The 13532-nt window shown below is 62.9% G+C and carries 11 protein-coding genes; 5 read left to right on the top strand and 6 right to left on the bottom strand.

Translation table 11 applies throughout. The annotated features are described in order from the left end of the window. Window positions 1-19 precede the first annotated feature (19 nt). The 5 genes from cobG (at window position 20) to AC19YS_RS03795 (ending at window position 5370) form a co-directional block, all read left to right on the top strand. A complete protein-coding gene (gene cobG, locus AC19YS_RS03815; protein ID WP_500600979.1) occupies window positions 20-1366 on the top strand; it encodes a precorrin-3B synthase in 1347 nt (448 codons plus the stop codon). Further along, entirely contained in the window at window positions 1359-1985 is a 627-nt protein-coding gene (locus AC19YS_RS03810; protein WP_119737817.1) for a precorrin-8X methylmutase, read from the top strand. Before cobG ends, AC19YS_RS03810 begins: the two co-directional genes overlap by 8 nt. Continuing rightward, window positions 1982-2716 (top strand): precorrin-2 C(20)-methyltransferase, encoded by a 735-nt coding sequence (locus AC19YS_RS03805; RefSeq protein ID WP_177410092.1) that lies wholly within the window; start codon window positions 1982-1984, stop codon window positions 2714-2716. Before AC19YS_RS03810 ends, AC19YS_RS03805 begins: the two co-directional genes overlap by 4 nt. Continuing rightward, a complete protein-coding gene (cobJ, locus tag AC19YS_RS03800) occupies window positions 2716-4353 on the top strand; it encodes a precorrin-3B C(17)-methyltransferase (protein ID WP_119737815.1) in 1638 nt (545 codons plus the stop codon). Before AC19YS_RS03805 ends, cobJ begins: the two co-directional genes overlap by 1 nt. Window positions 4354-4590: 237 nt before the next feature. Continuing rightward, window positions 4591-5370 (top strand): hypothetical protein, encoded by a 780-nt coding sequence (locus AC19YS_RS03795; RefSeq protein ID WP_179606190.1) that lies wholly within the window; start codon window positions 4591-4593, stop codon window positions 5368-5370. Here AC19YS_RS03795 and AC19YS_RS03790 read toward each other — a convergent pair. From AC19YS_RS03790 to dusB, 6 genes are all read right to left on the bottom strand, one after another. Next, window positions 5367-5963 carry a MarC family protein gene (locus AC19YS_RS03790; protein ID WP_017253590.1) on the bottom strand — a complete coding sequence of 199 codons (597 nt, stop codon included), beginning with the start codon at window positions 5961-5963 and terminating at the stop codon, window positions 5367-5369. The two genes, AC19YS_RS03795 and AC19YS_RS03790, sit on opposite strands and share 4 nt — an antisense overlap. 163 nt (window positions 5964-6126) lie before the next feature. Next, on the bottom strand, window positions 6127-8898 hold the full coding sequence (locus AC19YS_RS03785) for a hybrid sensor histidine kinase/response regulator (RefSeq protein ID WP_124416319.1): 2772 nt from the start codon (window positions 8896-8898) through the stop codon (window positions 6127-6129). A gap of 116 nt (window positions 8899-9014) precedes the next feature. Continuing rightward, window positions 9015-10307 (bottom strand): phosphoribosylamine--glycine ligase, encoded by a 1293-nt coding sequence (gene purD, locus AC19YS_RS03780; RefSeq protein WP_106577691.1) that lies wholly within the window; start codon window positions 10305-10307, stop codon window positions 9015-9017. A 168-nt stretch (window positions 10308-10475) separates the two neighbouring features. Beyond that, on the bottom strand, window positions 10476-12083 hold the full coding sequence (purH, locus tag AC19YS_RS03775) for a bifunctional phosphoribosylaminoimidazolecarboxamide formyltransferase/IMP cyclohydrolase (protein WP_500600976.1): 1608 nt from the start codon (window positions 12081-12083) through the stop codon (window positions 10476-10478). Between the two features lie 82 nt (window positions 12084-12165). Continuing rightward, on the bottom strand, window positions 12166-12486 hold the full coding sequence (gene fis, locus AC19YS_RS03770; RefSeq protein WP_002555375.1) for a DNA-binding transcriptional regulator Fis: 321 nt from the start codon (window positions 12484-12486) through the stop codon (window positions 12166-12168). Further along, the gene (dusB, locus tag AC19YS_RS03765; protein ID WP_119737806.1) at window positions 12483-13496 is read right to left on the bottom strand and encodes a tRNA dihydrouridine synthase DusB; all 1014 of its coding nucleotides are present in this window, start codon (window positions 13494-13496) and stop codon (window positions 12483-12485) included. The genes fis and dusB overlap by 4 nt, the downstream gene beginning before the upstream one ends. Between the last annotated feature and the right edge of the window lie 36 nt (window positions 13497-13532).

The following is a 13532-nucleotide window of genomic DNA, read 5'->3' as shown; positions in this document are numbered from 1 at the left end:
TCCGACGGGCAGGCTTTTCATGCCGCCGGACAAAGCAGGCATAATACCGCGCCTTTACCCGTCAACCGGTAGCCCCGTGAACCCAACACCTGCTCTGAACACCTTGCGCCCCTCGGCTTGTCCGGGGTTGCTGCGTATTGTCCAGGCGTTGGATGGCGGCATTTGCCGGATCAAATTGGCCGGTGGGTCCATCAGCGCCGCGCAAGCGGTGGCCGTGGCGGACGCGGCCCAGGCCTACGCCGGTGGAGTGATCGAGGCCACCAACCGCGCCAATCTGCAGATTCGCGGGATCGGTGCCGAGCTGCAGGCCTTGATCGCCGCGCTGCTGGCCGCAGGCCTGGGCCCGAACAACGCTGCTGGCGATGATGTGCGCAACCTGATGCTCAGCCCCAGCGCCGGTATCGACACTCAAATGTTGTTCGACACCCGACCGTTGGCCGGGCAGATCCTCGCGACCTTGCAAAACCATCCACGTTTCCATGAGTTGTCGGCCAAGTTCGCCGTGCAGCTCGATGGCGGTGAAGCCCTGGCAATGCTCGAGCATCACCACGACCTGTGGCTGTCGGCGTTTGAGCGCGATGGCGAAACATTATTGGCCTTCGGGCTGGCGGGTTGCCCTGGGTTGGATGCGCCGGTGGCGGCCGTGCCCCTGGCGCAAGGTCATGCCCTGGTCGTTGCAGTGCTGGAGCTGTTTCTCGACTTGGCGACACCGACGCAAACCCGCATGCGTCATGTGTCTGTGGATAACTTATTGGCCCGTCTGAGCCTGCCGCTGCTGCCGGTGGAGGGCTTCAAACGCCCGGCCAGTGGGGCTTTGCTGCACTTGGGCAGTTATCCACAGCGGCAAAAAGATCAATTCTACGTCGCCGCCGTTGCACCGCTGGGTCGCCTGGATTCAACCATGCTCAAAGGCGCCGCGCAGTTGGCCATGGAGTTGGGCGACGGCACTTTACGTTTCACGCCATGGCAGGGCGTGCTGCTGCCCAACATTAAAAGCCACGGCGCAGTGACTGAGCGTCTGGAGCACCTGGGCTTTCTCTGCTCAGTCGACCAGCCCCTGGCGCGCCTGATCGCCTGCACCGGCTCAAGCGGCTGTGGCAAAGGCCTGGCCGATACCAAGGCCGACGCCCTGCAATTGGCCGCGTTGCAACCTGGCGTTGAGGTGCACTTATCCGGCTGCGCACGCTCCTGCGCGGCCGCGCACACCGCGCCAGTCACGTTACTGGCAGTGAGCCCCGGCCACTACGACGTCTATTTTCGCGATGCAGCCCAGCCAGGTTTCGGCCGGCTGCACGCGCGCACTCTTTCCATTGAAGCGGCGGGCGCCCTGTTACGCGCACGCTCACGGAGCAACACCGATGATTGATTACATCCGCGACGGTCAGGAGATCTATCGCAACTCCTTCGCCATTATTCGCGCGGAAGCCAAGTTGGACCGCATCCCGGCTGATTTGGAAAAACTCGCGGTGCGGGTGATCCACGCCTGCGGCATGGTCGAGGCCATCGATGGCCTGCAGTTCTCCGAAGGCGCAGGCAAGGCCGGGCGCGATGCGCTGGCCGCCGGTGCGCCGATCCTGTGCGATGCGCGGATGGTCTCTGAAGGCGTAACCCGTGCGCGCCTGCCGGCCAACAATCAGGTGATCTGCACCCTGCGCGACGACAGCGTGCCGGAACTGGCGCGCGCGTTGGGCAACACCCGTTCCGCTGCTGCCCTGGAGCTGTGGCGCCCGCACCTGGAAGGCAGTGTGGTGGTGATCGGCAACGCGCCGACCGCGCTGTTCTACCTGCTGGAGATGCTCGATGCCGGCGCGCCAAAACCTGCATTGATCCTGGGCTTCCCGGTCGGCTTTGTCGGCGCTGCCGAATCCAAAGCGATGCTCGCAGCAGACAGCCGTGGCGTGCCGTTCGTGATCATGCAAGGGCGTCTGGGTGGCAGTGCGATGGCGGCCGCTGCGGTCAACGCCCTGGCCACGGAGGTCGAATAATGTCGGCACGCGGACGTTTGATCGGCCTGGGCGTGGGCCCCGGCGACCCGGAACTGATCACCCTCAAGGCCCTGCGCCTGCTGCGCGAATCGCCGGTGGTGGCGTACTTCGTGGCCAAGGGCAAGAAGGGCAATGCGTTCGGCATCATCGAAGACCACCTGGTTGCGCAGCAGACCCTGATGCCACTGGTGTACCCGGTGACCACCGAAGTGCTGCCGGCGCCGCTGTCCTACGAGCAAGTCATCAGCGACTTCTACGACACGGCAAGCCTGGACGTAGCCGCGCACCTGGACGCCGGCCGCGACGTGGCGGTGATCTGCGAAGGTGACCCGTTCTTCTACGGGTCCTACATGTACCTGCACGACCGCCTGGCCGAGCGCTATGACGCCCAGGTCATTCCCGGCGTGTGCTCGATGCTCGGCGGCGCCTCGGTACTCGGCGCGCCGCTGGTGTATCGCAATCAGAGCCTGTCGGTGCTCTCGGGCGTGCTGCCCCACGACGACCTCAAGCGTCGCCTGGCGGATGCCGATGCGGCGGTGATCATGAAGCTGGGGCGTAACTTCCCCAAGGTGCGTCAGGTGCTGGAAGAACTCGGCCTGGCCGAGCGCGCGCTGTATGTCGAGCGCGCGACCATGGCCAACCAGAAAATCGTGCCGCTGGATCAGGTCGACCCGGCGTCTTCGCCGTACTTCTCGCTGATCATCGTGCCCGGCGAACGGTGGCAAGGTTGATGCGCCCGGCGATTGTCATTCTGGGCCAGGGCAGCCTGGCCACGGCGCGCAAAATTGCGCAGGTTTACCCCGGGGCGCTGATCCACGGTTTGGCCGGGCGCGTTGAAGGCGCCGACCAGACCTACAGCGAGTTCGGCGCGACCCTGCGCCAGCTGTATCAACAGGGTACGCCGCTGATTGCGCTGTGCGCTGCCGGCATCGTGATCCGCACCCTGGCGCCGCTGCTGCTGGAAAAAGGCGAGGAGCCCGCCGTGCTGGCCGTGGCGGAAGACGGCAGCGCCGTGGTGCCGTTGCTCGGCGGCCTCGGTGGCGTGAACGTGATGGCGCGCGACATTGGCGCTGCATTGGGCGTGTCTGCCGCGATCACCACCAGTGGCGAGTTGCGGTTCGGCACCTGCCTGCTCAACCCGCCTGCGGGTTATCAACTGGCGGATCTGGAGCTGGGCAAGCGTTTTGTCTCGGACCTGCTGGCTGGCGAAAGCGTGCGCATCGAAGGCGCAGCGCCCTGGCTGGCTCAGGCCAATCTGCCGCAGGATCAGCAGGCACGCCTGGCGATTCATGTGGGCAGCGCCGAGCGCGTGCCCGCCGCCAACGAGTTGCTGATTTACCCGCAGAACGTGTGCGTCACCTGCAAGCCCGGCGCGCACCTGGCTGAGCGCGTGCGGGCGGCATTGCACGACGCGGGTATTGCCGTTCAATCCCTGGCCTGCGTGTTGGCCAGCGATACACAGATGGCCGAACCTTCGCTGCACGAGGCTGCGCTGGCATTGAGTGTGCCGCTGCTGTTTTCCAGCGTCACGCAGGAGGCGGACATCGTCATCAGCGTCGCCGAGCAGCCCCTGGACCTGGCGCATGTTGGTCGCCCGCGCGGCCGTCTGGCGGTGATTGGCCTGGGCCCTGGCGCCGCCGAATTGATGGTGCCGGCGGTCAAGGCTGAACTGGCGCGCTGCACCGATGTGCTCGGTTACGAAACCTATGTGCGCATGGCCGGGCCATTTCGTGACGACCAGGTGCAGCACTGCACCGATAACCGCGAAGAAATGCAGCGTGCGCGCCATGCCTTCGAGCTGGCTGCGCAAGGGCGCTCAGTCGTGGTGGTATCGTCCGGTGACCCCGGCGTGTTCGCCATGGCGGCGGCTGTGATCGAGGCCTTGCATGAGTCGAGTGACCCGGCCTGGCATCAGGTTGACCTGCAGATTCTGCCAGGCGTCTCGGCTTCGCTTGCCACCGCTGCGCAAGCGGGTGCGCCGCTGGGGCATGACTTCTGTGTGATGTCGCTGTCGGACAACCTCAAGCCCTGGTCGATCATCGAAAAGCGTCTGGACCTCGCGTCCCAGGCCGACTTGGCGTTGGCGTTCTACAACCCGATCTCGCGTTCGCGGCCATGGCAATTGGGGCGCGCGCTGGAAATCGTCGCGCTGCACCGCACGCCTGAAACGCCGGTGGTGCTGGGGCGCGATATCGGTCGTCCAGGCCAGACACTGCGTGTCACCACGCTTGGGCAACTGACGCCCGAACAGGTCGATATGCGCACCATGGTGCTGATTGGCTCGTCCACCACGTGCGTATTTGCGCGCGCCGGTGGCGGTGAGTGGGTGTACACGCCGCGCTGGTATGGTGAAAAACCCGCCTCCTGAAAACGGCCTGTCGCACGCCGGAAAGCTCCGAGTAACGCTGGGTGAACGCCCGCCGTTATTCGGGGCTTTTTCTTTTTTTATCGACGAAATCCGGAAGGGCCCACGGGCCGCCCAGCAATCGTTGGGTGGCGGGACTTGTCGCATGCCGGCAAGTGATGTTTGTGGCCTGGAAAGCGCGCTCGCGGCTGGACTAGTGTGAACACACGCCCCATGTGGGGTGCTTGTGGAGAACTGAAAATGGAGCGACAGCACCGAAGGATCAACAGCGTAAAGAGGCGCAAGTTGATTGCCGCCTACAAGTTGCCGGGAGCGCCGGGTGCACAGACCTCTGTGCCGATGGGCGCGGACGATGACAGCAATGCAGCGGTGGTGAACAACGGCGTGATCTCGTTTATCGAGGGGATGTCCGCCTTGAACCGCGAATACGTTCGCAAGAGCTACTTGCTTGCGAGCAGCTACGTCAGCGATGTGTTGAAGGTTCAGCGCGGCACCGAAGCCTGGTACGACGAATTTATCAAGGTGATGGTCAGCCTGGGCTGGCTGCCGGTGCGCAGCCGCTTCGAGCGGGTCACGCGGTCGGGCAAAGGCCTGACCGTGCAATTGGCGGCGCTGAACATCATTGCGGCGATGCTGGCCTCGACGTCACTGGCCGGACCTTTGCTCACCGCACTGCCCAAGCTGGCGGCGGATGCGTTGGAGGCGTTGAAGCAGCAACCCGCGACGTTCGACCTGTTCAAACGCAATAGCTCGGTGCATCAGGGCGGTGATTTCGGCCTGGCTTCCTGCGCCGAAACCGAAGGGGAAGTGATGATGGTGCTGGTGACCTACAGCAGCCACGGTGTGAGCAAACAGGTGGGCTTGCCCTTTCTGGAATGGGACAGCGCCTCGTTCGAGGCCTTCAGCGGGCAAACCTGCCTGGTGCTCAATACCGCGGTGGTCAACGAAACGACGCTCCAGCTGATGCGTGAGAGCGCCGGTGACAAGGTCCAGCTGGCCATCGCCAAGTACCGTATCTAGGGCACCAGGTAACCGCGTACGCCGGTAAAGATGATCTGCGCGGCGAGGGCGCACACGAACAATCCCATCAACCGGCTGACAATCTGCAAGCCCTGGTCGCCCAGAATGCGTTCGATGCGATTGGACAGGTACAGCACCACGCCCACCGTGAGGCTGGCCAGGGCAATGCTGAGGATGGCCATGATCTTGTCATCCCAGTGCGGCTGGCTCACACCCATTACCAGCAGCGCACCGATGGTGCCCGGGCCGACAGTGAGCGGGATGGTCAGCGGCACGATGGTCACGTCCTGCTGCACGTTGTCGGTCTGCACTGCCGACTTGCCTTGGGCCATACCCAGCGCCGAGATGAACAGCACGCTGCCGGCGCCAATGCGAAAAGCGTCCACGGTGATGCCGAACACGCTGAAAATCACTCGCCCGAACAGGTACAGCAACACGCTCGACACCAGCGTTGCCAGCGCTACTTTCCAGGCCAGTCGCCGCCGCTCCTTGCTGGAGTAACCGCGGGTCAGGCTGATAAAACAGGACAGCACGAAGAACGGGCTGTAGAGCACCAGCATCTTCAGGTAAACGCTGAATAACACGTGGAGCATGAGGGCGGCTCGCGGGCGGAAAGATGGGGTGAGTCTAACAGGCGGCGCAGATCAAATGTGGGAGCGGGCTTGCTCGCGAATGCGGTGGATCAGTTAAAGATGCATTGACTGACACACCGCATTCGCGAGCAAGCCCGCTCCCACATTTTGATTGTATTTCAGGTCAGGAAGGCGCGTGTTCCGGTCGTTGCTGGCGCTGCGCCACCCAGAACTCCACCAGCTCGCGCAACTGCGACAACTCCACCGGTTTGGCCATGTGCCCATCCATCCCGGCCTGGCGCGCGCGCTCTTTATGTTCCGACAGGATGTGCGCCGTCAGTGCGACCACCGGCGTTCGAATGCGTTGGTGGCTGACTTCCCACGCGCGCAGTTGCTGGGTGGCGGAAAAACCGTCGAGGATCGGCATTTCACAGTCCATCAGCACCAGGTCGTAACGCTGAGCCTTCATCGCCTCGAGGGCTTCTTCGCCATTGCTGGCGGTGTCCGGGTTGAGGTTGAGCTTGCCGAGCATGCCGCGGATCACTTTGGTGGAGATGCTGTTGTCTTCGGCCACCAGGATGCGGAAATCGGCCGGCACGGTCACGGCTGCCGGCGCGCTGATGGCCGCGCGCGGCTGCACCACGCCTTTGCTGCGCTGGGTCAGTTCGTCGGCCAGCGTGGTCTTGAGCGTGTAGCCGGCCACCGGTTTGGCGAGGATGCGCTTGATCCCGCAGTTGCGCGCGATGATCTTGCTCGGCGCGTTGCTGATACCGGTGAGCATGATCAACAGGATGTCGTGGTTCAGGCTCGGGTCTTCCTTGATCTTGGCGGCCAGTTGCATGCCGGTCATGCCGGGCATGTTCTGGTCCAGCAGGACCACGTCGAAGTAGTCGCGCAGGTGCGCCTTGGTGCGCAGCAACGCCAGGGCTTCTTTGCCGGACGGCACGGCGCTGACGTTCAAGCCCCAGGCCGTGCATTGCTGCACCAGCACTTTGCGGCAGGTGTCGTTGTCGTCGACCACCAGCACCCGTGCGCCTTTGAGCGGGCCGTCGAGGTCGGAGGTCGGGTGTTCCAGGCGTTCCGGGTCCAGCGGCAGGGTCAACCACAGGGTGCTGCCCTGATGGCTGCCGCTCTTGATGCCGAACTCGCCATTCATCAACAGGATCAGCTGTCGCGCGATCACCAGGCCCAGGTGGCCGCTCAAGCGCGTGGCCGAGAGGAAGTTCTTGCTGTGCAGTTCGCTGTGCAGCAACGCGTCGCGCTCGGCGGCTTCCATCGGCAGGCCGCTGTCTTGCACGGCAATGCGCAGGCGCGGCTTGGTGCTGCGTTCATCGAGTGCAACGACGATCAGCACTTCACCTTCGTCGGTTTTTTGCAGGGCATTTTCCAGCAGGCTTAACAGCGCTTGGCGCAGACGCGTCGGGTCACCGCTGATCACGCGGGGCACCTGGGGCTGGATAAAGCTGATCAGTTCGACGTTCTGTTGCTCGGCCTTGGCGCGGAAGATACTCAGGCAGTCTTCGATCAATGCGTTGAGGTCGAACTGCACGTCGTCCAGCTCGATTTGCCCGGACTCCAGCTTGGAGATGTCGAGGATCTCGTTGATCAACGTCAGCAGTTCGTTCCCGGCGCTGTGGATGGTCTGCACGTAGTCACGCTGCTTGACCGACAGCGGCGTGCCCAGCAGCAGCTCGGTCATGCCCAGCACGCCGTTCATGGGGGTGCGGATTTCGTGGCTGATCTTCGCCAGGAACTCGGCTTTGGCGGCGATCTCGGCATTGCTGGCCGCCAGGTCGCGGCTGAGGCTGAAGCGCGCTTCGACAATTGCGCGCTGGCGTTCGCCCAGGGCCAGGCTCATCAGCAGGCCGCTGAGGCAGATAAAACCGAGCAGCGTGACGATCAAGCCTTGCGGCGCCACCAGCGTCAGGCCGAGCAGGGCAGGCAGGATGATCAGTGTGCCGATGTTGAACACCACCATGCCCGCCACGAACAAACGTGCCGGCCGGTAGCCTTTCTGCCAGTGGTAGGCCGAGACAAACAGCATGCTCAGACCGGCCAGGGCCACCAGGGCGTAGGTGATGATGTTCAGCGGCAAGGTGTTGACGAACAACAGCAGCAGGCCGCACAGCACGATCAGCAGGATGTCGGCCATCAACAGTTTGTTCAGCGGGTGCGGGCCCAGCGGCATGAAGAACCGGTAGGCGAACATCAGCCCGCACGGCGCGGTCAGCAGCAGGGCGAGGTAGGCGCCCGGGGTCTGGATAGCGTGCCAGTTCGGCAGCCACGGCCCCACCAGGTTGAGCAACAGTGCCAGGCTCAACATCAAGAGCAACTCGCAGGCCGCCAACCACAGGCTGCTGCGCGAGCGATGGTAGGCGAAGCGCGTGAGGTTGTGCAGGATCAGCATCAGCAGGCAGCCGAACAACAGGCCGTAGATCAGCGTCTGGTTCTGGTTGGCGGCGGCCAGTACGGCCGGCTCCAGGGTGATGTAGGGGCGCAGTTCGTGTTCCGACACCAGGCGCAGGTACACCTCGAGGGGCTTCTGGCTCTGGGGCATCGGCAGCATGAAATCGCTGCTGGGCAGCGGGCGTTCCGCCTGCGGCTGGCGGGTGCCGGTACTTTGTTGTTCCACCAGGGTGTCGCCGTCCAGTACATAGAGGCTCAGGTGGGACAGGTCGGGGGCAAATACCCGTAGCACTTGCTCGTGCTTGCCAGGTTGCAGCTTGAAACGTACCCACAGCGCACCGTCCGGCTCGGCGGCGGTAATCCGGTCCAGTTCGATGGGGCTAAATTGATTGGTGTAGCGGGCGGAGCGGATATCGCTCAGTTGCAGGTCGGCCTGTTCATCAAGCAATACTGCCCATCCACTGCCTTGCGCGGCGGCCTGGGCCGGGAACAAGCAGAGCAGGGTCAGCAGACTGACTGTGAAACCTATGGCGATCCTGAGCCAGCGCACGGCGAAATCCCTTCGTAGGTTGATTGCACGGGTTAACTATGCGCGGGGCGACATGGGTACGGCAAGGGCCAGAGGCCCTTGCCTAACCGAACGGATAGCGACTGGAGGGCAGTTACTTATTGGTTCTCGCCACGTTCACGGGCAATGGCGCGGTAGCCGATGTCCGTGCGGTAGAAGCAACCTTTCCAGTCGATTTTCGCGGCCAGCTTGTACGCCTGTTGCTGCGCGGCGTCGACACTGGCACCCATTGCGGTGGCGCACAATACACGGCCACCTGCGGTTACAACCTTGCCATCCTTGAGCGCGGTGCCCGCATGGAACACCTTGCCTTCCAGCGTAGCAGCTGCGTCGAGGCCTTCAATCACATCGCCCTTGGCGTAGTCGCCAGGGTAACCACCGGCTGCCAGCACAATGCCAACGCTCGGACGCGGGTCCCATTGCGCTTCAACCTTGTCCAGCGCCTGGGCCAGGGCCGCTTCCACCAGCAGCACCAGGCTCGATTGCAGGCGCAGCATCACCGGTTGGGTTTCCGGATCACCAAAGCGGCAGTTGAACTCGATGACTTTCGGGTTGCCGGCTTTGTCGATCATCAGGCCGGCGTACAGGAAGCCGGTGTACACATTGCCTTCGTCGGCCATGCCGCGCACGGTCGGCCAGATCACCAGGTCCATCACGCGCTTGTGTACCTCAGCGGTGACCACCGGGGCAGGGGAGTAAGCACCCATGCCGCCGGTGTTCGGGCCGCTGTCGCCGTCGCCGACGCGTTTGTGGTCCTGGCTGGTGGCCATTGGCAGGACGTTCTTGCCGTCGACCATCACGATGAAGCTGGCTTCTTCGCCGTCGAGGAACTCCTCGATGACCACGCGGGAACCGGCGTCACCAAATGCGTTGCCGGCGAGCATGTCGCGCACCGCGTCTTCGGCTTCTTGCAGGGTCATTGCCACGATCACACCTTTACCGGCGGCCAGACCGTCGGCCTTGATGACGATCGGTGCACCTTTTTCACGCAGGTACGCCAGGGCCGGCTCGATCTCGGTGAAGTTCTGGTAGTCGGCCGTCGGGATCTTGTGGCGGGCCAAAAAGTCTTTGGTGAAGGCTTTCGAGCCTTCCAGTTGGGCTGCGCCGGCGGTCGGGCCGAAGCAGTCCAGGCCACGGCTGCGGAACAGGTCGACGACGCCAGCCACCAACGGCACTTCCGGACCGACGATGGTCAGGGACACGTTTTTCTCGGCGAAGTCGGCCAACTGCTCAAGGGCCAACACGTCGATGGCGACGTTTTCGCACTTGGCTTCAATGGCGGTGCCAGCGTTGCCGGGTGCGACGAATACTTTCTGGACGCGGGGGTCCTGGGCAACTTTCCAGGCCAGGGCGTGTTCACGGCCACCGCTGCCAATGATCAAAACATTCATTTCAAAAACCTCGGATGACGCAAATTCTGGGAGCACCGTGGACCGCGTTTCCGTGGCAGCTGGCTTGCCTGCGATAGCAACACCTCGGTGTACTTGATACACCGAGGCGCCCGCATCGCAGGCAAGCCAGCTCCCACAGAGGGCCAGTGCCCGCTTGGGATCAATCTGTCAGTGGCGGAAGTGACGCATGCCGGTGAAGACCATGGCAATGCCAGCCTCATCAGCGGCGGCGATCACTTCGGCGTCACGCATCGAGCCGCCCGGTTGGATCACTGCGGTAACGCCGGCTTTGGCGGCGTTGTCCAGGCCATCACGGAACGGGAAGAACGCGTCAGAAGCCATCACCGAACCGGCTACCTGCAAACCGGCATGCTCAGCCTTGATCGCGGCGATACGCGCCGAGTTCACGCGGCTCATCTGGCCGGCGCCGACACCGATGGTCTGGCGGTTCTTGGCGTAGACGATGGCGTTGGACTTAACGTACTTGGCGACTTTCCAGGCGAATATCAGGTCGTTGATTTCCTGCTCGGTCGGCGCGCGTTTGGTCACGACCTTGAGGTCTTCGCTGCCGATCATGCCGATGTCGCGGCTCTGTACCAGCAAGCCGCCATTGACGCGCTTGTAGTCCCAGGCAGCCGCACGGTCAGCCGACCACTCGCCACAGGCCAGCAGGCGCACGTTGGCTTTGGCGGCAACGATGGCGCGCGCTTCTTCACTCACGCTTGGGGCGATGATCACTTCAACGAACTGACGTTCGACGATGGCCTTGGCGGTTTCGGCGTCCAGCTCTCGGTTGAAGGCAATGATGCCGCCGAAGGCCGATTCGGTGTCGGTGGCGTAGGCCAGTTCGTACGCCTGGCGGATACCGCCTTCAGCGTCCGGGCTCACGGCCACGCCGCACGGGTTGGCGTGCTTGACGATCACGCAGGCCGGCTTGACGAAGCTCTTCACGCATTCCAGCGCGGCGTCGGTGTCGGCCACGTTGTTGTAGGACAGCTCTTTGCCTTGCAGTTGGGTCGCGGTGGCGATGCCGACTTCAGCAGGTTTGGCCTCAACGTAGAACGCCGCGCTCTGGTGCGGGTTCTCGCCGTAGCGCATTTCCTGGGCCTTGATGAACTGGCTGTTGAAGGTGCGCGGGAACTGGCTGCGGCCTTCGGTGCTGAGGGTGTCAGCCGCCTGGTTCACGGTGCCCATGTAGTTGGCGATCATGCCGTCGTAGGCGGCAGTGTGTTCGAACGCCTTGAGCATCAGGTCGAAACGCTGGGCGTAAGTCAGGCCGCCGGCTTTCAGGCTTTCCAGCACGTTGGCGTAGTCGCTGGCGTTCACCACGATGGCCACGTCTTTGTGGTTCTTGGCTGCCGAGCGAACCATGGTCGGGCCGCCGATATCGATGTTTTCGATGGCGGTCGGCAGGTCGCAGCCTGGCTTGTTGATGGTGGCTTCGAACGGATACAGGTTAACGGCCACCAGGTCGATCGGCTTGATGCCGTGCTCGCTCATGATGGCGTCGTCGATACCGCGACGACCGAGGATCCCGCCGTGGATTTTCGGGTGCAGGGTTTTGACCCGACCGTCCATCATTTCTGCGAAACCGGTGTAGTCCGCGACTTCTACTGCGGCCACGCCGTTGTCCTGCAGCAGTTTGAAGGTCCCGCCCGTGGAGAGGATTTCCACGCCCAGGGCTTCCAGCTCCCGGGCAAATTCGAGGATCCCGGTCTTGTCGGAAACACTGATCAAGGCGCGGCGGATCGGCAGGCGGGTAGTCTGGTCGGTCATTTCAATTTCCATCAAAAGCAAAGGAGTCAGCAAAAAAGGCGTCCGTTTTTTACGCGGGCGCCTTTCTGGTTTGATTGAATGCTTACAGCAAATCGTACTGCTTGAGCTTTTTGCGCAAGGTGCCACGGTTGAGGCCCAGCAGCTCACTGGCTTTGGTCTGGTTGCCCTTGACGTAGTTCATCACGCTTTCGAGCAAGGGCGCCTCGACTTCGGAGAGCACCAGGTTGTACACGTCCGTGACGGAAGCGCCCTCTAGGTGGGCGAAATAATTGTGCAGCGCCTTCTCGACACTCCCGCGAAGGGTCTGGCCTTCTTCGCTCGGCGTGTTGAGGTGCTGTTTCAAATTGACGTTGTCGCTCACGGGTGTTGTTCCACTCACTAAAGTCTCGGTCATCATCGTCATGCGGCCACCCCCTCTCCGTCCCCTGTCCCCAGGCTCTTGTAACGCTCGCTGAAGAACTCACGAACGTTGGCGCACTGTGCTTCCGTATCATCCAAACGATTGAAGTGGGCGCGAAACTCCCTGGCGCCCGGCAAGGTTGCGAGATACCAGCCGACATGCTTGCGAGCAATGCGTACTCCCATCACGTCTCCATAGAAGGCGTGCAGGGCGGCCAGATGCTCTAGCAGAATACGTTCCACCTCGATCAGCTCCGGTGCCGGCATGACTTCGCCAGTACGCAGAAAATGCTCGATCTCACGAAAAATCCATGGCCGCCCCTGGGCGGCCCGGCCAATCAACAAGCCATCGGCACCGGTTGCGTGCAGCACGCGCCGGGCTTTCTCGGCTGAGTCGATATCGCCATTGGCAAAGACCGGGATCGACACTGCCTGCTTGATCGCGGCAATGGTGTCGTACTCGGCTTCACCGGTGTAAAGGTCGGCGCGGGTGCGGCCATGCACCGCCAGCGCTGTAATGCCTGCCTGTTCGGCGATCTTCGCCACCGTCAGGCCGTTCTTGTTGTCCCGGTCCCAGCCGGTACGAATCTTCAGGGTGACCGGCACATCCACGGCGGCGACAACGGCCTGCAGGATCTCGGCTACCAATTGCTCATCTTTCAACAGGGCGGAACCGGCGGCCTTGTTGCAGACCTTCTTGGCCGGGCAGCCCATGTTGATGTCGATGATCTGTGCGCCCAACTCCACGTTGGCCCTGGCCGCGTCCGCGAGCATCTGTGCATCGCCACCGGCGATCTGTACCGAGCGGGGCTCGGGATCACCTTCGTGGATCATGCGCATCCGCGATTTGCGGGTGTTCCACAAGCTCATGTCGCTGGTGACCATTTCAGAGACTACTAGACCCGCGCCCAAACGCTTGCACAGCTGACGAAAGGGCTGGTCGGTGACGCCCGCCATCGGGGCGAGGATCAAGCCGTTTTGCAATGTGTATGGGCCGATGCGTACCGCCGACATAGGACTTCCCTGTTGTGGGGCCGGATCATTAGAGTT

It is taken from the genome of Pseudomonas sp. MF08831, assembly GCF_059862645.1.
This window is presented reverse-complemented; position numbering and strand designations above follow the sequence as displayed.

Coding starts and splice junctions, on each gene's coding strand:
- fis (WP_002555375.1), bottom strand. CDS start 12,486: ATGACGATGATGACCGAGACTTTAGTGAGTGGAACAACACCCGTGAGC.
- dusB (WP_119737806.1), bottom strand. CDS start 13,496: ATGTCGGCGGTACGCATCGGCCCATACACATTGCAAAACGGCTTGATC.
- cobG (WP_500600979.1), top strand. CDS start 20: ATGCCGCCGGACAAAGCAGGCATAATACCGCGCCTTTACCCGTCAACC.
- AC19YS_RS03790 (WP_017253590.1), bottom strand. CDS start 5,963: ATGCTCCACGTGTTATTCAGCGTTTACCTGAAGATGCTGGTGCTCTAC.
- AC19YS_RS03795 (WP_179606190.1), top strand. CDS start 4,591: ATGGAGCGACAGCACCGAAGGATCAACAGCGTAAAGAGGCGCAAGTTG.
- AC19YS_RS03810 (WP_119737817.1), top strand. CDS start 1,359: ATGATTGATTACATCCGCGACGGTCAGGAGATCTATCGCAACTCCTTC.
- cobJ (WP_119737815.1), top strand. CDS start 2,716: ATGCGCCCGGCGATTGTCATTCTGGGCCAGGGCAGCCTGGCCACGGCG.
- purH (WP_500600976.1), bottom strand. CDS start 12,083: ATGACCGACCAGACTACCCGCCTGCCGATCCGCCGCGCCTTGATCAGT.
- purD (WP_106577691.1), bottom strand. CDS start 10,307: ATGAATGTTTTGATCATTGGCAGCGGTGGCCGTGAACACGCCCTGGCC.